Below are 20,860 nucleotides of genomic sequence, written 5' to 3' on the forward strand. Positions count from 1 at the left end.
TTTATTTATAATGGCATGCAGATTGCTACTTAGTTGGTGCGCAGAGATTGGATCCAAGAGGTTACAAAGGTACACAACGAAGCAAGACAAATCTTACCCAAAAGGAAGGTACATTATGGCAATTCGTGAAGAAGTATACGGTTATTTCATTCCCAGCGTAACTTTGGTAGGTGTTGGTGCAGCAAAAGAAATTCCTGTAAAGATAGCTGCGTTAGGCGGCAAAAAGCCTCTTATCGTCACTGACAAAGGTATTGTCTCGGCCGGTATCGCAAAGCAGATCACCGACCTGCTCGACCAAGCCGGAATGAAATATGTCGTCTTTGACGAAACTATTCCGAACCCGACCGACACCAACGTCCATGACGGTGTCGACGTGTACAAGAAGAATGACTGTGACTCTCTGATCACCCTTGGCGGCGGAAGCGCGCACGACTGCGGTAAAGGTGTTGGACTGGTTATTGCCAACGGCGGTAAGATTCAGGATTTCGAGGGTGTTGACAAATCCACCAACGCAATGCCTCCTTACGTTGCCGTCAACACCACCGCCGGCACCGCATCTGAGATGACCAGGTTCTGCATCATCACCGATACCGCAAGAAAAGTAAAAATGGCGATTGTTGACTGGCGCGTCACCCCCGGCATTGCCATCGATGACCCGATGCTGATGGTAGGAATGCCGCCCGCGCTCACCGCCGCAACAGGTATGGATGCCCTCACGCACGCCGTAGAAGCCTATGTATCCACCATCGCCACCCCGATGACCGACTCCGCCGCGGAAAAGGCAATCGAACTGATCGCCAAGCACCTGCGTCCGGCGGTCGCCAACGGATCCGATATCGAAGCCAGAGAAGGGATGTGTTACGCGCAATATCTTGCCGGGATGGCGTTCAATAACGCAAGCCTTGGCCACGTTCATGCCATGGCCCATCAGCTTGGCGGCTTCTACGATCTCCCCCACGGCGAGTGCAACGCCATCCTGCTGCCCCATGTGAGCAATTTCAACCTCATCGCCAAGATGGAGCGTTTCGCCAAGATCGCCGAGTTGATGGGAGAAAACACCGCGGGTCTCTCCCCGCGCGAAGCAGCGGAACTGGCACTGGTTGCCATCCGCAAGCTGTCGGCAGACATCGGTATTCCAGCCGGCTTGATCGAGCTTGGCAAGCGTTACGGCAAGGAAGTAAAAGCAGCGGACATAGCGACCATGACCGCCAACGCACAAAAGGATGCCTGCGGCCTGACCAACCCGCGTATCCCCAGTGACGAAGACGTGCAGGCGATCTATACCGCCGCCCTGTAATTATTACCCCAGTACCCGGAGACCTGTAACCCATGTGGCCGGGGTGCACCGCCCACTGCACCCCGGCTATCTATTTAAACAGAGGAGTGAAAATGGCTGAAAAAATATTTCGCGTAGATATGACAAAACTGCGCGTAAAGGTAGAAGAAGTTCCAAGTGAGTGGATGGGACTCGGTGGACGAGGTCTCACCTCGACAATCGTTGCCACCGAGGTTGAACCCACATGTCATCCCCTGGGTGCCAACAATAAGCTGGTTATCGCCCCCGGTCTTCTTTCCGGAACCCCGGCGGCAAATTCCGGGCGGCTCTCCTGCGGCGCCAAAAGTCCACTGACCGGAACCATCAAAGAGGCAAATGCAGGGGGAACATCGGCCCAGATGCTCGCCAAATTAGGCGTAAAGGCCATCATAATCGAAGGCCAGCCGCAAGACGACGGTTGGCACAGCCTGCATGTAACTGAAGACGCCGTCACCATCAACCGCGAAACCGAACTGGTCGGCAAGGGAAACTACGAAGTAGTATCCGTTCTGAACCAGAGACTTGGAGAAAAATGCGGCGTCATCTCCATCGGCCAGGCAGGTGAGTTCAAGATGAGCGGTGCCAACCTGTCGGTAAAGGACCCGGGATCGAGAATAAGATCAAGCGGCAGGGGCGGTCTCGGTGCCGTTCTCGGCAGCAAGAAAATCAAGTTTATCTCGATAGAACCGTCAAACAACAAGCTTGAACTGGCCGACCCGGAAGCATTCAAGACCGCCAACAGAACCTTTGCCAAAGCGCTGGCCGACAACCAGATCAGCCAGGCGCTGGCGCAGTACGGCACCAACGTTCTGGTTAACATCATTAACGAATCAGGCGGGTTGCCCACCAGAAACTTCACCACCGGCCAGTTTGACAAGCATGAAGAGATATCCGGTGAAACGATGCACGACACCATCGTCGAACGCGGTGGCAAGCCCAAGCACAACTGCCATCCTGGCTGCGTGATCAACTGCTCGCAGATTTACAACGACAAAGACGGCAACTACAAGACCTCCGGCTTTGAATACGAATCCATCTGGGCCATGGGCGCAGACTGCTGTATCGACAATCTCGACCATATTGCCGAAGCGGACTACCTGATGGACGACATCGGCCTCGACTCGATCGAGACCCCTGTCGCTTTTGCTGTGGCCATGGAAGCCGGCGTACTGGAATTCGGTGACGGCCAGGGAGTACTTGACATCCTCAAGAACGATATTACCAAAGGGACCCCGCTCGGACGTATAATAGGCAACGGCGCCGGGAGTGTCGGCAGAAGTTTCGCCGTTACCAGGGTACCGGTTGTCAAAAACCAGGCTATTCCCGCCTATGACCCCAGGGCCATCAAGGGTATCGGCATCACCTACGCCACCTCGACCATGGGCGCGGACCATACCATGGGATACACCATCGCGACCAATATCCTCGGTGTCGGCGGGAGTCTCGACCCGCTGAGCAAGGAAGGGCAGGTGGAGTTGTCGAGGAACCTGCAGATAGCCACTGCGGCGATAGACTCCACCGGGATGTGTCTTTTTATCGCTTTTGCCGCGCTCGATGACGAGGCGTGTCTGCCGGCCCTGATCGACATGATCAATGCCCGATTCGGCATTTCCCTGACCGCGGACGATGTGACCAACCTCGGCGCGACCATCCTCAAGACCGAACGTGCGTTCAACACCGCCGCCGGCTTTACCTCAAAAGACGACCGGCTGCCGGAATTTTTCAAACATGAGCCTATCGCACCGCACAATGTGGTCTGGGACATCGACGATGCCACCATCGATTCATTCTGGGATTTTTAACAATCCCCTGTAACCAAGAGCTGCAATCACTCCTCGCTGTGGCGGGTCCCAGGACCCGCTGCAGTGTTTTTGCCCCTCACACCTTGAGGAAACCGAGAATACTCTCCCCCGCCTTTCTGCCTTCCGCTATCGCCGTCACCACAAGGTCGGAGCCACGCACCGCATCTCCTCCGGCGAACACTTTCTCACAACTGGTCTGGAACAGCAATTTACCTTCACAAGAAGTCTTTATGAGCCCGTTGGCGGTGAGTTCGATGTTATGCTGCATGAGCCATGGGGGAGGGCTCGGTTTAAAGCCGAAGGCCATGATCACGCAATCAGCCTCCAGAACGGTCTCTGTACCACCAAGCGGCTCAGGCTTTCTACGCCCCCTCTCATCAGGTTCGCCGAGGGCGGTTTTCACCACGGAGACGCCGACCACGTCGCCGTTTTCGTCTGTTTTAACAGCAAGCGGCTGCAGATTCCAGAGGAAGCGGACCCCTTCATCTTCGGCATTGGCGACCTCCCTGACCGAACCCGGCATATTATCGCGGTCCCGCCGGTAGGCGCAGACCACCTCCGACGCTTGCTGCCGCACCGCGGTACGCAGACAGTCCATCGCCGTATCCCCGCCGCCCAGCACCACCACCCGCTGGTTCTGCAGATCGATATAGGGGTAGTTGTTGCGCCTGCCCCCCATAAGATGATCGGTATTGGCGATCAGGTAATCAAGCGCATCGTAAACCTGCGGCGCATTCTCCCCCGGAAGTCCCGCCCGGATGCAGGTGTATGCGCCGGTACCGACAAAGACAGCATCATACTCTGCCAGCAGCCGGGCAAATTCGAGATCGACTCCTATCTCGACCCCGAGGTTGAATTTTATACCCATCCCGGTGAAAATTTCCCGTCGGAGCGCCATCACCTTTTTCTCCAACTTAAAAGAAGGAATACCGTATGTCAGCAATCCCCCTATTTCCGGGTGTTTATCAAACACTACGGGATTGACGCCGTTGCGGGCGAGGATGTCGGCACACCCCAACCCCGCCGGGCCGGCGCCTATCACAGCCACTTTCCTGGTGCTGGGAGCAACTTTTGAGAGATCGGGCCGCCACCCCATCTGAAAAGCCGTATCAACTATATATTTTTCAATGTTACCGATGGTGACCGCACCATAGTCGGTGTAAAGGGTACATGCTCCCTCACATAGACGGTCCTGGGGACAAACCCTGCCGCATACCTCCGGCAGACTGTTGGTCTGGTGGCACAGTTCGGCCGCCTCGACGATCCGTCCCTGGTTGGCCAGCTGAAGCCAGTCCGGGATATAGTTATGAACCGGACATTTCCATTCACAGTAGGGATTGCCGCAATCGAGGCAGCGGTCGGCCTGCATCTGTACCTGATTTTTCTGAAACGGGTTATAGATCTCCACAAATTCGTGACGGCGCCTGTCTATTCGTTTTTTCTGCGGATCGACCCGTTCGACTTCGATAAACTGAAATACATTCTGATTCATACCAACCCCGTTTCTTTTACCGGTGTCACATGGACACCGCACACAAACAATAATAGTCTTTGCCCGGCCCTCTCAGGTTTTTACTCCGCTGGTCGTAACCCGGCTGCAATAATCGCTGCAACACTTGACGCCGTATATGTTCCCGGCCAACCTCAGAACACTACGGCCAGTGTTTCTTTGGGCGAATTGCCGCGGCGGCCAAGCAACGACTCGACATCGGTAGTCCTTGGCTTGACCAGCTTGAACAGCTCGGCGAAGTGTTCATCAAACCCCGCCAATATCCTTTCCGCACGCAGACTTCCCGTCTCCTCGAAATGGCGGTTGACGATTGCCCGCAGGTGCTCACGAAGAACCGCCCTGTTACCCAGCTCCAGCACCTCCACCAGCTCTTGGTTCACCCTTGACGCGAAAGCTCCGGATTCATCGAGTACATAGGCGAATCCCCCGGTCATCCCGGCGCCGAAGTTGACACCGGTCTCCCCAAGGACGGTTACTATCCCGCCGGTCATATATTCACAGCCGTTATCGCCCAGCCCCTCCACAACCGCTTTGGCCCCGGAGTTACGCACCGCAAACCTCTCGCCCGCTGTTCCCGCACCGAAAAGCGTCCCGCCGGTGGCCCCGTAGAGACAGGTGTTGCCGATGATGACCGCCTCGTGGCTCTTGTAGTTCACCCCGACCGGGGGCCGGATTACAAGTTTGCCGCCGGCCATGCCCTTGCCCACATAATCGTTGGCGTCGCCGGTGAGAATCATCTCAAGTCCACCCACGTTCCAGGCGCCGAAACTCTGCCCGGCGGTTCCGTTGAAAAAAAGGGTCAGTGGATGATCGGCCATCCCCTTGTTACCGTACCGCCTGGCAATTCTGCCGCTCAAAAGAGCCCCCACGGAACGGTCTGTATTGCTTATGGAAAAGGTTCCGGTTGCGGCCGTTCCCGCCTCAACCGCCGGACCAAACCGTTCACCAAGCTGCAGGTTGAGAGCTCCCTGGTCATCGGGAACATTGTCTTCCTGAAAGTACAGAGCCGACCCCGGCACCGCCGCGGCCGACTCGAGCAGGGGGGCAAGGTCGAGTTTGTGCTGCCTGGCGGTACTTCCTGTAAGCTCTGCCAGCAGATCGGTCCGGCCGATGAGGTCGGTGAGCCTTGTCACCCCCAGTTCCGCCATGATCATCCGCGTCTGTTGCACCACGAAACGGAAATAGTTCATAACCATCTCCGGTACGCCACCAAAATATTCCTTTCTCAGGGTTTCATCCTGGGTGGCGACCCCGGTGGCGCAGTTGTTCAGGTGGCAGATGCGCAGGAACTTACACCCCAGCGCGATAAGCGGACCGGTGCCAAAGCCGAAACTTTCCGCCCCCAGGATGGCCGCCTTGACGATGTCCATGCCGGTTTTCAGGCCGCCGTCCACCTGGAGACGCACCTTGTGTCGAAGCCCGTTGGCGACCAGTGCCTGCTGGGTTTCGACAAGGCCGAGTTCCCAGGGGCTGCCCGCATACTTGACCGACGTAAGCGGACTCGCTCCAGTTCCTCCGTCGTAACCGGAAATGGTGATAAGATCCGCATAGGCCTTGGCCACCCCGGTGGCGATGGTCCCTACCCCTGGTTCGGAAACCAGCTTTACACTGATCCGGGCGTCGGGGTTGACCTGTTTGAGATCGAAGATAAGCTGGGCGAGATCCTCGATGGAATAGATATCATGATGGGGCGGCGGGGATATCAGGGTTACCCCCGGGGTGGAATAGCGCAGCTCGGCGATCTGCGCCGTAACCTTATGTCCCGGCAGCTGCCCGCCTTCCCCGGGTTTGGCACCCTGCGCCATCTTGATCTGGATGACATCGGCATTGACCAGGTAGTGCGGTGTCACGCCAAATCTTCCCGACGCCACCTGCTTGATTCTGGAAACCCGCTCGGTGCCAAACCGTTCCGGATCCTCCCCCCCTTCGCCGCTGTTGGAAAAACCGCCGAGTCTGTTCATGCCGATTGCCAGAGCCTCATGGGCCTGTTGGCTGAGCGCCCCGATGGACATTGCCGCAGAGTCAAACCGCTGATAAAAATTTTCCGCAGCCTCGACCTCGTCAATGTCAACTGCCTTTTCAGTCGTCCTGATTGCGAGAAGGTCGCGCAAACACGCCACCGGGCGATTATCCACCAGGCTGGCGTATTGCTGGTAATCGTCGTAACTGCCGGTCCTCACCGCCTTCTGCAACGCGGTGACCACGTCGGGGTTGTAGGCATGATACTCCCCCCCGTAGATATACTTGAACAACCCTCCCCGGATAAGGGGCTTGTGTTTTTTCTTCCAGCCGTAATCGGCGAGCATTTGCTGGTCTTTCTGGATATCATCGAACCCGGCGCCTCCGATCCGGCTGGCCATGTTCCCCAGAAAACAGTCGGTCACCTCACGGCCAAGCCCCACCACCTCGAACAGCTGCGAACAGCGATAGGAGGAGATAGTGGAAATCCCCATCTTCGAAAAAATCTTCAGCAGCCCTTTATCAACGCCCTGCCGGTAGTTGCAGATCGCCTCTTTCAGAGTTGTTTGCACCATCTTCTCCTCGACCAGGTTGCCGAGGGTTTCGTAGACGAGGTAGGGATAAATTGCGGTGGCGCCCATCCCCAGAAGTACGGCAAAATGGTGGGAGTCGCGTACCGAAGCGGTCTCGACGATGATGTTGGTGTCACACCGCATTGCATTTTCCACCAGCATCTTCTGCAGCGCGCCCACCGCCACCGGAGCTGGTATAGGCAGGGTGTCCGGAGCTATATTCCTGTCGGAGAGGACCAGCAGCACGGCCCCGTTTTTCACCTCCTGTTTCGCCCTTCTCAACAGCTTTTCCAACCAGGTCCGCAACGAACCGTCCGCCGGATAGTTGAGATCGAGGACCACATGTTTATAGTGGTCCTGGTCCAGCCCAAGAAGGCGTCTGAAATCTGAATAAACGAGCACCGGCGACAGAAACATCACCCGGTGGGCATGGCCCCTGACCTCATCGAACACGTTCTGTTCACGGCCGATGCAGGTTGCAAGCGACATGACATGACGCTCCCGCAGCGGATCGATAGGCGGATTGGTAACCTGGGCGAACATCTGCCTGAAATAGTCGTAAAGACTTCTTGCCGTAGTCGACAATACGGCCATCGGCGCATCGTCCCCCATGGATGACACCGGCTCCTGCCCGGTCTGGCCGAGCACCTGGATGACCTCTCGTATCTCTTCGCTGGTTACCCCGAAAACCTTCTGGTACAGCAGCAGCCGGTCCCTGTCCAGCTCACGGCCGCCGCACTCTTTTGACGCTTCCTGGTCAAAACGAGGCAGCAGGTAGCAACATTTCTCCATCCACTCGCGATAGGGATGGCGGCTCTTCAGTTCCCGATCAATATCCCACGAACTCCATCTCTTGCCGGTCAGGGTGTCGATGACCAGCAGCTCTCCAGGTCCGACCCTGCCTTTTTCCACCACTTCGTCCGGCTGGTAGTCCCATATCCCCACCTCCGAGGCAAGGGTCATGAGATTATCGCTGGTGACGACATAGCGCGCGGGCCGCAACCCGTTTCTGTCGAGTCCGCAGGCGGCGAACCGTCCATCGCTCATCACGATTCCCGCCGGGCCGTCCCACGGCTCCATATGCATGGAATTGAAGTCGTAAAAAGCCTTGAGGTCCGCATCCATGTTGGGATGATTCTGCCACGCCGGCGGAATCAGCAGACGAAACGCCCGGAACAGATCCATCCCCCCGGCCAGGAGAAGCTCCAGCATATTGTCCAGCGCCGACGAATCGGAACCGGTCTCGTTGACAAAGGGAGCCGCCTCGGCCATGTCCGGTAACAGCGGCGACCTGAACTTGTACGACCTCGACTTCGCCCACTGCCGGTTGCCGGTAATGGTGTTTATCTCCCCGTTATGGGCAAGGAACCTGAACGGTTGGGCCAGCGACCATTTCGGCAGGGTATTGGTCGAAAATCTCTGGTGAAAAAGGCATATTGCCGACTGCATCCTGATATCGGCGAGGTCGGGAAAAAAAAGCGGAAGATCCGCCGGCCGGCACAGTCCCTTGTAGACAATGACAAGATTTGACAAGCTCGCTATGTAAAAATCGGGATCGTCGTCAATACTCTTTTCGATCTTTCTCTTGGCGATATACAAACGTCGCTCAAGGTCCCTGGATCCCCAGCCGAAAGGACCGTTGAATACCACCTGGGCAATGCGGGGCATGGTCTTCTCGGCAAATTTACCGAGCACGTCCTTGTTGACCGGCACATCGCGCCACCCGAGCAGGGTCAGGCTCTCATTTTCCAGTTCGGCAGCCACTCGATCTTTCGCGGACGCAGCAAGCTGCCGGTCAGGGCTCAGGAAAATCATCCCCACGCCGTACCTTGCCCCGATATTCCAGCCGTTTTCTCTAGCCACGGCTTTGAAGAAGCTGTCCGGCTTCTGCAGGAGCAACCCGCATCCGTCGCCCGTTTTACCGTCGGCACCAATCCCGCCGCGATGGGCCATCCGGGCAAGAGATGAGATAGCGGTACGGACAAGTTTATGGCTGGCGACACCTTTCATGTGGGCGATCAGCCCAAAACCACAGTTATCTTTTTCTACCGCAGGGTTATACAAGGCCATCGTGCACTCGCGTCTCCTTCTCTCCGGGAAATGGGGCATTCCCCATGCAACGCCCCTTGTTGATAAATAGATCTGCTCGCATCGCTACCATTGTACCATAATCATATGTGACAGACGAGGTCCTGATAACGATGCATTTTGTAACCAGACTTTCCGCAACCACCCGACTTTTCCCACTATCCTCACCCTCACCCGGCAGCCATCGTTTTTTACCCAAAGATGGAAGGCTCCCTGTAGTTTATGCACCGAATTTTTGACAATCCAGGCGACGAATCAGGTACCCATGTCGTGGACATGCCAAGGCGAGAGGAGGGTGATCCTTCATCCGGGAAAATAGTTGTATTAGTGGTATTTTCATAAAAAATCACCCGCTCAAATAAAATCCCTTTACTTTATCTTTAAATTTTGTTTATGATAATTTATCATCGTGTGATACATCAGATATCAGATACCTGAGAACACAGAAGCAAGAGGGCAAAAAACAATCTTTAAAGAGTAAGAGGGTAGCATCGCAGCAGCTGAATAACCGTTTACACCTTTGCCAGGACAATACATTGAAAAACCACGCACACACCATACTGACCTTTCATCTGTCAAAAGAAGAAAGGTCCATTGTCAGGCACCGGGTTTCAGACCTTACGGCAGAAACGGTGGATGTCCGTGCAGCAGAGAGAGATATATGGAACAACACATCCATCCGACAAACAATCTGTCTCGCCGTTTGCAAAACCGGAGAAGATCATAAAAAGAATTGCCATACCATCAGGCGTATCCGCAATCTTATCGGTGAATCGCGGCCCCTTATTGTTGTTATCAAACAGGATCATATTCGTAAATTAAAAGATTTCATAAAAGCGGGGGCCGACGACTTTATCACCTCCCCCATGACCATGGACCGGTTCCGACCGGTCTTCTCCTTTCTGCTGGAGATGAACATTACCGCTGGCGAGGCCACCGCCACTCCAGGTGATAAAAGCGATATACAAAGAGGTTCCCGGCGGCTTTTGCGCCGCAAACCGCTAGGGCAGAAATGGCTGCCGCGCAAAAAGCTCGGCAAGGGCGGATGGAATACCGTGTGGCTGGTCGAGGACATCAACAGCGGCAGATTGGCCGTTGCCAAGGTGCCCTGTTCCAGGCTGCTGAATATCCGGATTCTGCGCACTGCGGCCATCATGAAGAAACTCGGCCATCACCGCAACATTGCCGCGCTGCTGGAACTTGTAAAGCACAACGGCAAATTCGTATTGATCCAGGAGTATGTGCCGGGGCTGTCCCTTACAGACATATTGAAGCAGCCGTTGAGTCAGGGAGAAAAAGAAAGCTATCTGATGCAGCTGCTGCATGGAGTCTCCCACTGCCACAAATACGCCATCCTGCATCGCGACATAAAACCGGACAACATCATCATCACCGGAACCGGCGTCCTCAAGCTCCTCGACTTCGGCATTGCACGGGACCTCTCCTGGCAATCAACCAGCAACAGCTCAGAGGGTACCGTGGAGTATATGCCGCCGGAACAACTTGAAGGAATAAGCTGTATCCAGAGCGATATCTGGTCAATAGGAGTTATTCTTCATATTTTCGCCACCGGCACCCTGCCCTGCTGCCACCTGAGCGGAGGCCACCCGAGCGATATTCTGTCGGCCTCGTCCATCACCAGGCCGAGCGAACTCAATCCCCTGATCTCCGAATGGCTGCAGCAGGTCATAATGACCTGTTTACAAAGAGATCCCAACAGGCGCTATGGTAACGGGCAAGTTCTGCTCGATGAGCTGGCAGCTTTTTACCCGGTCATCAAGCAAGCAGAACAATTTCCCAGGGCCGGCTACGGCCTGCTGCCCTCTCTTTCTGCGGTCGTGCAGAACACCCGACCAAAAACCAGACGGATTCCGGGACTGGCAGGTATCAGCCCCCCCTTCTCCTTTCTAGCACAGCTGAAACATGCTGTGTCGTTCGCCATACCGCGGCGGCAGCCCTGAGCGTTCCCCGCACTGCAGTACCAAGGACAACATGCTCCGAGTATGCCACCCTGAACAGTTATGGGCCAGCAAGGCCTTTTGCAGACGAAGCTCCTTTTTTAATCTACATTAACGGAGGTACACGAAATGACCGAGGTGCAACTTAAAGAAATTTACCCTGTTCCTGAACATTTCCGCGAAAAAGCACACATAAAGAGCTTTGAACAATATCGGACCATGTGGCTTGAATCGGTAAATGATCCTGAACGCTTCTGGGGATCGGTCGCCGACAGGGAGATCACCTGGTTTAAAAAATGGGACAAGGTTGTCGATTACAATTTCGGCACCAGCGGCGACGACCACTACATAAAATGGTTCACCAACGGCAAGCTCAATGTCTCCTACAACTGCATCGACAGGCACCTGGCAGAAAAAGGCGGCCAGACCGCCCTTATCTGGGAAGGTAACAGTCCGGATGAAAGCAGGACCTTCACCTATCGCGAACTTCATACCGAAGTATGCACCTTTGCCAATGTGCTCAAGAAAAACGGGGTGCAAAAAGGTGATGTCGTCACCTTTTATCTACCGATGATCCCGGAACTGGCCATCGGCATTCTTGCCTGCACCAGGATCGGCGCGATCCACGCAGTGGTCTTCGGCGGCTTTTCATCGGAGGCCCTGGCGGACAGAATCAACGACAGCAAAAGCTGTCTGCTGGTGTCCTGCGACGGCTCGTTTCGCGGCAACAAAGCCGTCCCCCAGAAGGCCAACGCCGATCTGGCGATAGCAAAATGCGACTCGATCCAAAAACATCTCGTGATAGAAAGGGGTGGGCGGGAAAATATTCCGGTCGACTGGAACGACCAGATCGACCTCTGGTACCATCAGGAAGTCACGAAAGTAGACGGATACTGTCCGGCCGAAGAGATGGATGCGGAAGATCCTCTTTTCATTCTTTATACCTCTGGGTCTACCGGAAAACCAAAAGGAGTCATGCATACCACCGGAGGGTATCTGACCTATGTAGCCTTTACCCACAAGATGGTGTTCGACTACCATGACGGCGACATCTACTGGTGTACCGCCGATATAGGCTGGGTCACCGGCCATTCCTACATCGTTTACGGCCCCCTGGCCAACGGCGCTACAACCATAATGTTTGAAGGAGTGCCCAACTATCCCGACTTCAGCAGGTTCTGGCAGATCGTCGAGAAATATCGGGTGAACATCTTCTACACCGCCCCGACAGCGATAAGGGCGCTTGCCAAGCAGGGCGATAAATGGGTCGACGGGTGCGACCTCTCTTCCCTCAAGCTGCTGGGATCGGTGGGCGAACCCCTGAACCCGGAAGCGTGGAACTGGTATTACCAGAAAATAGGCAGAGGCCAGTGTCCCATCGTCGACACCTGGTGGCAGACCGAAACAGGCGGAATTCTCATCTCTCCGCTGCCCGGAGCCATCGACATCAAGCCGGCCCAGGCCACGGTGCCATTTTTCGGGGTCGAACCGGTAATCGTCGATGACGACGGCAACGAACTTGAAGGAGAGTGCGAAGGCAATCTGCTGATCAAGAGTTCCTGGCCCGGACAGATCCGGGGAGTGTATAAAAATCCGCAGAGAAGCTACGAAACCTATTTTGCGAAATTCCCGGGAAGATACTGCACCGGCGACGGCTGCAGGAGAGATCGCGACGGCTACTACCAGATAACCGGACGGGTGGACGACGTCATAAACGTATCCGGCCACCGCATGGGCACCGCGGAGATCGAATCGGCGCTGGTATCCCATCCCTATGTTGCGGAATCGGCGGTTGTCGGCTACCCCCACCCGGTCAAGGGACAGTCGATATATGCTTTCGTGTCGCTCAATGCAGGAGTGGACAAGAGCGATGCGTTGAAAAAAGAACTCGTCGCCCTGGTAAGAAAAGAGATCGGCCCCATTGCCACGCCGGAGATGATCCAATGGACCGACGACCTTCCCAAGACCCGTTCAGGAAAAATCATGCGACGGATCCTGAAACAGATCGCCCAGGGAAACTTTGACAAAAAACCGATGGGAGACACATCGACGCTGGCCGACCCGACAACGGTCGACACCATAATCGAGGAAGCACAGAAACTTCTGAACGCATAATAAAAGCGGTATGGCCGGACAGCATCTGTTCACTGCCGGCTTACACCGAAAGCGTTTTCTGCTTCACCATGGTACCGCGCAAATGGTATTTTACAGGTAGTCACCCGGAACAGGGGAAGATTCTCAAGCCAAACAGCACAGTGGAGGGAGCTTTTTCCAATGAATAAAAAGACTATCCTGATAATTTACCATTCCCAGACCGGTACCATGGAAATTATGGCGCAGCGGCTGACCAGCGGGGCCAGAAAAGAACCAAATGTCGAAGTGATATGCAAGAAAGCCTGTGACGCCGACCTCAATGACCTTCTGAACTGCAACGGGATTGCTATCGGCTCTCCGGAATATTTTGGTACGATGGCCGGGATGATAAAGGATTTTTTTGATCGAACCTATGAAGGAGCGAAAGACAAAACCATCGGTCTTCCCTTCATACTCTTCGTCTGTGCTGGAAACGACGGGCGGGGTGCCATAACCCAGATCGAAAGAATTGCCGCCGGCTACAAATGGGCCAAGGCCCAGGAAGCGGTCAGGGTCGTCGGAAAACCGACGGAAAAAGACCTTGAGCAGCTCGAAGAGCTTGGTCACGCCCTGTCCGCCGGGGTGGATCTGGGTATTTTTTAATTACTGCGGGATATCCCGGCCACCCCCCGTGGCCGGCCCCGCAGGTGGCTGCATTATCATGCTGACAATACGGTAAAAGCGGGACCGGACAAGACGGAGCCGTTAGAAATTGGCGCCAAGGCTCAGGTACACCGAGGTCTGTTTCGATTCCGACTCTACCCTGTTGGAGAGGAAATAGCCGGTCTCGACATACGACTGGTCCATGGTCCCGTCAACATCGATATCGGTATGCTGGAAGCCGAGGAGCATAAACCAGCGCGGAGTGAAATTGTACTTGCCCGAAGCATTGAATATCAGTGCCGTACCATCCATATCGCTTTTGCTGATCTTGCCGCCGAACTCGCGCATCAGGTGGTGGTCTTCGTCTTCTGCGCTGGCAAAGGGCGAGAACGCAAACGATGCATCGAAGCTGAACTTGTCACCGACACCAAACCCGGTCCCGAGAAGAAGATAGGGAATGGAATATTCGATATCATAGGTGATGCCAACCCGGCCGTCGCCTTCAAAGTAAAACCCGGGAAGTCCCGAAGGCGAGTATTGCGTGATCAGGGCTCCGTCAAAGCTGAAATCCTGATACTGATAGCCGGCTCCGCCGTAGAGAACGAACCCGTTTTTATTAACAAAAATATAGGATAAATCGATATTTATAACAAAAGCGCTGAAGTCCTCTATGGACGACTCCGAATAGACGTCCAGCCGGGACGGATCGAGATCGGTGAGCCAATCCGAGTCTTTCATCTCGTCGTCGGGGTCGGAGAGATCCATCTTAAAATAGCCGCTCAACCGCCATTTATCATGGAACACGGCCAGGCCGTCAATGCGGCCAAGAACCACATCCAGGGGCCACTCAAGCTCGCTGAAAGGGAAATACCCTCCTGAGGTCTCACCGTCAAATGTTACCGGATAGCCTATCTGATAAGTGGTGTCACCACTCATCATTTCCGTTCCTACGCTAAGAGACGACACCGCCCTGTTCGTTACAGTCGTCTCCGGCATTGACGCTGCCTCCGCAGGCGTTGTCTCCGCTGGCGTTGTCTCCACTGGCGCTGTCTCCGCAGCTTTTGCCGCAACCGGAAGACAGAGCAGAACGCAGGAACAAATTGTTAAAAGCTGTTTCTTTCGATCGATACTTGCTTTCATAAGACCTCCCTTGTTTGCCTTTGCAAAATACATAGTTACCACATGTTTCACCCACCTTACCCACTTCATTTTACAGACAGGACCACATCTTTACCAATAAAAAAAAGACAGCCGCTTTTCCGGCAGGCAACAACCATACCATCGGTTTTTTTTTTGCGCTTCTTCTCAGATGTTTTAAAAATCAGCTGCAGGATAAGGATTTCCAGGTAAAACCAATCTCGGGACCAGCCCTAAAACCAGCTCCGGCTTTCATGCCAGTCTACATGATATTCACAAAAAAAAAGGCACCAACCCCGGTAACAAGAGGAGATAAGGTTCTGCCGACAAATGCAATACCGATACAAAAGAGCTTGGTTATACAACAAAACAAGGCGCAGTGGCGTGACAACCACTGCGCCTTGGAGACGACTGCACAAACCAGCGCAACATGTCGTTACTCGGCAACAACGTCATACCCGGCACCCTTCCAGGCATAAATCCCGCCCGGATGCCTGAATACATTTGTATAGCCAAGTTTTTTCGCCCACAATGCCCCGTTATGGCTCCTGGTGCATTTTACAAAACCGCAATAGATAACGATCTTTTTGTTTTTGTCAGGTCCGAGCAGTGCGGCAAAATCTTCCGCGGACTTGCCCCCGGTCTGTTCCTTGTCCCACTTATCCATCTCGGGAATTGGGAAAAGAAACTGCTTGGCGGTGGGAATATGGCCTTTTTGATAGCTCGCCTCAAACGGCATGGTATCGATAACCAGCAGATCGTCGCCAGCCTGCAGCAGGTCATTGAGCTCTGACGTTGTAATAATATCATAGCCGCCTCTCATCACTTCCCTTACCAGCTTTACCGCCCCTTGCTCCTTTTCCACTTCATCCTTGAATTTCGATCCGAAAGCAAAGCCGTTGGCCGCAAAGGCCAGGGCAACAACAACCATCACCACTACTTTTTTCATTTTCATCTTTCTCCGGTAATATATTTTTTTCTTGTCGCCGGAAGATACAAAAGGGAAAAACCGACGACCAGCAGCATGACAATATCCCTTGCCAGTGATAGCCGGATGGAACCAAACGCTTCCCGCTCGGGATCTTCCGGCCCGAAACATCCGCAATCTATATCGAGTCCGGCCCATATCGCGTAGCAGAGGATTGCAATAAAAAAGAGCAGTAATGCAAACGTCGCCGCGACACAGCCGATATTGCCACGAAACAGTCCGAGGGCGAGCACGATTTCCCCCAACGACACCATCAACGCAACAGGCAATAGAAGCGGCTCCCAGAGGAGTCCGTAGGCGGCAATGATCTCGGCAAACCCGCCAAAATCGAACAGCTTGGACACCCCTGCATAGAAGAAGATGCATCCTATAACCCATCGCCCGACACACTCTGACAGCCGGATTATTTCTTGTGCACGATCTTTCATTTAAAAAAAATTTCCCTTGCAGAACTTATCCATTTCCTTGCAAGACTGCTGCATCAGGCCAGGGTAACGTGGGGACAACATGAAATATTTTCACCTGTTTGTCCAATAGTTAAAACCTATGAAAGACAGCTTTTGGTATTGCGGCAGCTTATGGGATTTTGCTTGAGGAAAAAAGGACTAATAAAAAGTGCAGCAGAGCTCAAGAGGGTATACCGGTGTTTCTTCAACACCAATATCCCGCGGCTCCGGCAATAACAAAACCGCGTTTTCTGGATACCTTGCCGCGGCCAACTGCAGGCAGCCAACCGAATTGGTGCCTGCCTGAATCGACTCATGGGGGATGGGCGCTAGGTGTTTCTGGTTTCCTGGACGTTGTACTTGAAATAGGAGTGGCATATCCCCTCGTCCGAGATCATGCAGGGGCCGATCGGGGATTCAGGAGTACAGACCATGCCAAAAGCCGGACAGTCGGGAGGCAATCCCCGGCCGCTGATGATGGCGTTGCATTGGCACATGCACGATTCCTGTCCCTCTTTGAACCGTACGTTGAACCGTTTGGTCGCATCGTAGAGGGAGAGCTCGTCACGGATCACGAAACCGCTGCGTTCAATGGTTCCCAAGCCGCGCCAGTCGGTATCGGTGGTGAAGAACACCTCCGACACCATGCGCCTTGCTTTTTTGTTCTCATCGCTGGAATAGATGAACGCAGAGGTGTCGTCAAATTCGGTTTCATTGTTTCTGATCTGTGTCACCAGACTGACCAGCCCTTCGAGGATATCGACAACCTCAAAACCACCTATATAACAGGAAAGTTTGTGTTTCTTGGCAAGCTCGGTATATGCCTGGTTATCAGAAATGGTGTTCACATGATCGGAACAGAGCAGTCCCCTGATATTTAAGTCGGGATCCAGCATGAGATGATCGATGGTGGGCGGCAGCAGCCTGATGGACGGGACGACGCAGAAATTTTCAACCCCGAGTTTTGCCGCTTCAAGTATCGTTTCGGCAACCGCCGGAGCGGTGGCCTCGAACCCCACTGCCGGGTAGACCACGGTGAAATCGGGTTCTCGTTTTGCAAGGTCAAGGGCATCCATCGGCGAGGTGATAATTTCAACCCGGGCACCTTTTCCGCGAATTGAGCCAAGGGTATCCTTACTGCCGGGAATGCGCAGCAGATCCTCGCACGCCGCTGTTATCACCTTGGGCTGCATGCCGATTTTAACAAAGGCATCAATATGCCCGGCTGGCATGACGCAGGCGCTGCAGCCCGGCCCGGTAACCAGCTCCAGATCTTCTGGTAATTGTTCTCTTATTCCGGCTCTTAGTATTGCCCGGTTCTGAGTACCACAAACGACCATGAGCCGAATAGGCCGGTCCACCAACTCATGTAACTTTGCAAACAACTCTTTTTGACGATCAAGATCTTCAGTCACGGTCCAGGTCCAGCATCCATTCTGTTAACGACTTGGCCGGAAGTGAATAGTTTTCATCTTCCGGTTCTACAATTTCCACACCGGGAAACTGTGATTTCCTGGTGTCTGTTATTACTCGTTTTCTGCTTTCCTCGTCAACTCTTTTAGGTTCCCGATTTCTTTCTTTTCCCTCTCCGTTTTTCTTTTTCGCTGCATAGTACCAACGAAAAATCCGCGCAAAGCGGACCATACCTGCCGCCAAAAACGCAAAGGTAATCTCTTATACTACAAAATTTTTTAAAAATCACAACAAAGACGCGACACTCTTTCTCCATCCGCCCTGACCCCGCTAAACCCAGGACCGCACCCAGCCCTCGCACAACCGATTGACCACCACCTGGAAACAGCTTTTTTGGTTACTTGCCGGACCCGCACGGCTGTCCGGAACAGTATTGGTACGGCCAGAGGATTTGCTTTTCGCCCGAATTAGCTCTTTACAAAAAATAGAGGCGGTGACACAATGTGCCCAACTGATGCACCGTGGCCAGAAACCTTGCCACCGTAAACGTTAAAAAGATCCATAAGTGGAGGTATATTCATGCCGTATGTCAATATCAGGGTTGCAGGAACACTGACCAAGGAACAGAAAGCGAAAATCGCCAAGGGTGTTACCGAAGTCATCTGCAACGAAGCCAACAAACCCCCGGAGAGCGTTCTGGTCATGATAGATGAGCTGGCACCGGAAAACATTGCCAAAAAAGGCGAGCTCCTAGACCCGCCCGCATAAAAGCCGCCCCCTCCTCATGGTGCTGCATCCCAGGAGGGGGCGTCCGTTTTTTTGTCGGCGCAAGCGCCGTCACCGCTACAGCGCCCCGGCCGGAGCCGCCGGGTGCGCACTCATCACCGGAGCTGCAAGAACCGGGGGCCGCCCCAGGTTCTGCTGCAGACCATAAGCACCAGGATCGTCAGCTTTCAGCTCCTGCCACCATACCAAGGTACTCCTGTTCGCTGACAATTTTCACCCCCAGGGTACGGGCTTTCTGCAGTTTTGCCGCCCCGACTTTCTCTCCACAGACCAGCAGGTCGGTCTTGGTGGTGACCGAACTGCCCACCTTCGCCCCCAACACCTTGGCCTGGGCCTGCATGTCCGAACGGCTGCCCCGGCTCATTGTCCCTGTGAAAACAACAGTTTTCCCTTCAAGGATTGCACCACTTCTGTCACCTCCCTCTTTTTGCCTGGAGGTGACGATCAGATTAAAGCCCAGCGCATAAAGAGCCTCAAATTCCGAGCGAACCGCCGAAAACCCCTTAATTATCTCATCAGCACTCTTGTCACTGAACCCTTTCACCTCGACGATTTCCTCCGCCGTAAGCGCAAACACCCTTGTCAACGGAAAAACTGAAAGCAGTTTCTCGCAGTTCCCCATCCCCATGCGATGTACGCCGAACGCCGCGAGAAACCTCCAGTCTTCGATAGGTTCGACAAGACTGCGCTGCAGCTGCTCCACCATGTTTTGAGCCTGTTTCGGGCCAAAACCCAGTGCTACCAAATCCTGTTCTTCGAGGCTGTATATATCCCTTATCCGCCTGGTGCCGCCCTGGTATATCCTGCTGACGGACGAGGGTCCGAATCCGTCGATATTGCCAAGAGTCTTGAAAAAATGTTCTATGCTGTTGGTTATCTGCGCAGGACAGTCGAGTATGTTGAGACACGTCAGGTAGTCGCCTTCCCAGACCAGATCACTGCCGCAGCTCGGGCATGACTGCGGCAGCACCACCTCTTTGGGTTCGACCACTTCCTCAATCTTGGGGATGACCTCTCCGCTTCGGGAAAGTCTGATCATCGCCCCGGCCCCTATCCCTTTGGCGAGCACCATGGCGTAATGGTGGGCGGTTGCTCTTTTGATGAGGGCGCCGCTCAACCTGGTCGGTTCGATCTCGGCGACCGGATTGACCCTGCCGGACCTTGAGGTCTGGGCAACCACCTCGATCACTCGCACCTCCCTGGTCTCGGTATTTCTCTTGTAGGCAATCTGCCACCGGTGGTGATGCCTGGTCGCCCCCATATATTCCTTGATCGCATCCTCGGTCATCTCGAAAACGATGCCGTCGACGTCATAATCCAGTTGAGTCCACAGCTTGTCCACGATGTCATTGAAATCACGGCTCAGCTCCTGCCATCCCCCTACCCATTGGGGCAGCTGGGCGAAAGGGTAAAAAACCGCCGCCCCGCAGTCAATGGCCTGCGCCGCCGGTTCCTCCAACTCTTTTTCCTTAATAAGAGACGCCTGAAAATTTCGGGAGTTGTCAAACAATGCGGCCAGATGACTGGCAAAATAGCTCCGGCTCACCACTATTTCACCCGCACCCTGCCCCCGTTCGCCGGTGCCGGCGACCTTGAGCCCCCGCTCAAACGCACGGGTAATATCGGTGCCTCTCCTGCCGTCACCCCTGGTATACAGTTTTTCCCCGTCATCGTAGGCGGCAAAGCCATCAAGCTTTGGAGTAGCCCTGAAACGCAGCCGGTCAAAGGCAAAACCGAGTTCGGCGGCCGCCTTTTCAATACGCGTGGCCCACCTGGTAATAGTTTCAAAGTCATACGCCTTTTCGGTGGAGAGCATTCGCGTCGGCAACTCCACGCTCTTGGCTAAAGCGAGCGGTTCCGGCTCAACTCTGTGCAGAAAAGGGTGCTCGGGATGCCTTTTTCTCAATTCGGCAACATAGGTAAAATCGTAACGGCCGTCATCGATCAGGGGTTCACCTGCCCGGTAGAGCAAGTTGGCCGCCATTATGAACTCGAGCAGTTCTTTATCAGTCAGCGCTGAAACGTCGCGCCCCCCCTCCGCTATATCCGTCACATCCCGTTCATCAAGAGCTGCCAGCACATCGTTATCTCTTAGAATTTGTCGTTGTGCAGCACGTAACCCAACACCTTTTTTCATCGCATTTTCCCGT

Annotated in this window: 14 protein-coding genes; 6 read left to right on the forward strand and 8 right to left on the reverse strand. The window is 54.3% G+C overall.

Translation table 11 applies throughout. From position 1 onward, the window contains the following. Positions 1-115 precede the first annotated feature (115 nt). Positions 116-1,297, forward strand: coding sequence for an iron-containing alcohol dehydrogenase (locus tag BLQ17_RS02010; RefSeq protein ID WP_092219246.1), 1,182 nt, complete (start codon positions 116-118; stop codon positions 1,295-1,297). A gap of 92 nt (positions 1,298-1,389) precedes the next feature. Continuing rightward, a complete protein-coding gene (locus BLQ17_RS02015) occupies positions 1,390-3,117 on the forward strand; it encodes an aldehyde ferredoxin oxidoreductase family protein (protein WP_092219340.1) in 1,728 nt (575 codons plus the stop codon). 76 nt (positions 3,118-3,193) lie between these two features. On the opposite strand, the gene BLQ17_RS02020 is transcribed toward BLQ17_RS02015, so the two are convergent. After that, positions 3,194-4,609: an FAD-dependent oxidoreductase gene (locus tag BLQ17_RS02020; protein WP_092219248.1), complete on the reverse strand. Its 1,416-nt coding sequence runs from the start codon at positions 4,607-4,609 to the stop codon at positions 3,194-3,196. A 152-nt stretch (positions 4,610-4,761) separates the two neighbouring features. After that, positions 4,762-9,228: a glutamate synthase large subunit gene (gene gltB, locus BLQ17_RS02025; protein ID WP_092219250.1), complete on the reverse strand. Its 4,467-nt coding sequence runs from the start codon at positions 9,226-9,228 to the stop codon at positions 4,762-4,764. Between the two features lie 554 nt (positions 9,229-9,782). On the opposite strand from gltB, the gene BLQ17_RS02030 reads away from it, so the two are divergent. The 3 genes from BLQ17_RS02030 (at position 9,783) to BLQ17_RS02040 (ending at position 13,940) form a co-directional block, all read left to right on the forward strand. Beyond that, entirely contained in the window at positions 9,783-11,207 is a 1,425-nt protein-coding gene (locus tag BLQ17_RS02030) for a serine/threonine protein kinase (RefSeq protein WP_092219252.1), read from the forward strand. Between the two features lie 126 nt (positions 11,208-11,333). Then, complete coding sequence (acs, locus tag BLQ17_RS02035; RefSeq protein WP_092219254.1) at positions 11,334-13,319, forward strand: acetate--CoA ligase; 1,986 nt, start codon at positions 11,334-11,336, stop codon at positions 13,317-13,319. A gap of 159 nt (positions 13,320-13,478) precedes the next feature. Next, entirely contained in the window at positions 13,479-13,940 is a 462-nt protein-coding gene (locus BLQ17_RS02040; protein ID WP_092219256.1) for a flavodoxin family protein, read from the forward strand. 102 nt (positions 13,941-14,042) lie between these two features. On the opposite strand, the gene BLQ17_RS02045 is transcribed toward BLQ17_RS02040, so the two are convergent. From BLQ17_RS02045 to BLQ17_RS02065, 5 genes are all read right to left on the reverse strand, one after another. Next, a complete protein-coding gene (locus tag BLQ17_RS02045) occupies positions 14,043-15,080 on the reverse strand; it encodes an omptin family outer membrane protease (protein ID WP_176761036.1) in 1,038 nt (345 codons plus the stop codon). A 433-nt stretch (positions 15,081-15,513) separates the two neighbouring features. Further along, positions 15,514-16,026, reverse strand: a complete 513-nt coding sequence (locus BLQ17_RS02050; protein WP_245694941.1) for a rhodanese-like domain-containing protein — start codon at positions 16,024-16,026, stop codon at positions 15,514-15,516. Positions 16,027-16,028: 2 nt separating this feature from the next. Then, a complete protein-coding gene (locus BLQ17_RS02055) occupies positions 16,029-16,493 on the reverse strand; it encodes a DoxX family protein (RefSeq protein ID WP_092219262.1) in 465 nt (154 codons plus the stop codon). A 347-nt stretch (positions 16,494-16,840) separates the two neighbouring features. Continuing rightward, positions 16,841-17,926: a hydrogenase formation protein HypD gene (hypD, locus tag BLQ17_RS02060; RefSeq protein ID WP_092219264.1), complete on the reverse strand. Its 1,086-nt coding sequence runs from the start codon at positions 17,924-17,926 to the stop codon at positions 16,841-16,843. Beyond that, positions 17,919-18,155, reverse strand: coding sequence for a hypothetical protein (locus BLQ17_RS02065; protein ID WP_092219266.1), 237 nt, complete (start codon positions 18,153-18,155; stop codon positions 17,919-17,921). Before BLQ17_RS02065 ends, hypD begins: the two co-directional genes overlap by 8 nt. Positions 18,156-18,503: 348 nt before the next feature. Here BLQ17_RS02065 and BLQ17_RS02070 point away from each other — a divergent pair, with 348 nt between their 5' ends. Then, a complete protein-coding gene (locus BLQ17_RS02070; RefSeq protein ID WP_092219268.1) occupies positions 18,504-18,692 on the forward strand; it encodes a tautomerase family protein in 189 nt (62 codons plus the stop codon). 178 nt (positions 18,693-18,870) lie between these two features. Here the strand turns inward: BLQ17_RS02070 and BLQ17_RS02075 are convergent, their stop codons facing one another. Next, positions 18,871-20,847 (reverse strand): helix-hairpin-helix domain-containing protein, encoded by a 1,977-nt coding sequence (locus BLQ17_RS02075; protein WP_245694942.1) that lies wholly within the window; start codon positions 20,845-20,847, stop codon positions 18,871-18,873. Positions 20,848-20,860: the final 13 nt, after the last annotated feature.

Origin of the sequence: Desulforhopalus singaporensis, from assembly GCF_900104445.1 — a bacterium.
GTDB classification, from domain to species: Bacteria; Desulfobacterota; Desulfobulbia; order Desulfobulbales; family Desulfocapsaceae; genus Desulforhopalus_A; species Desulforhopalus_A singaporensis.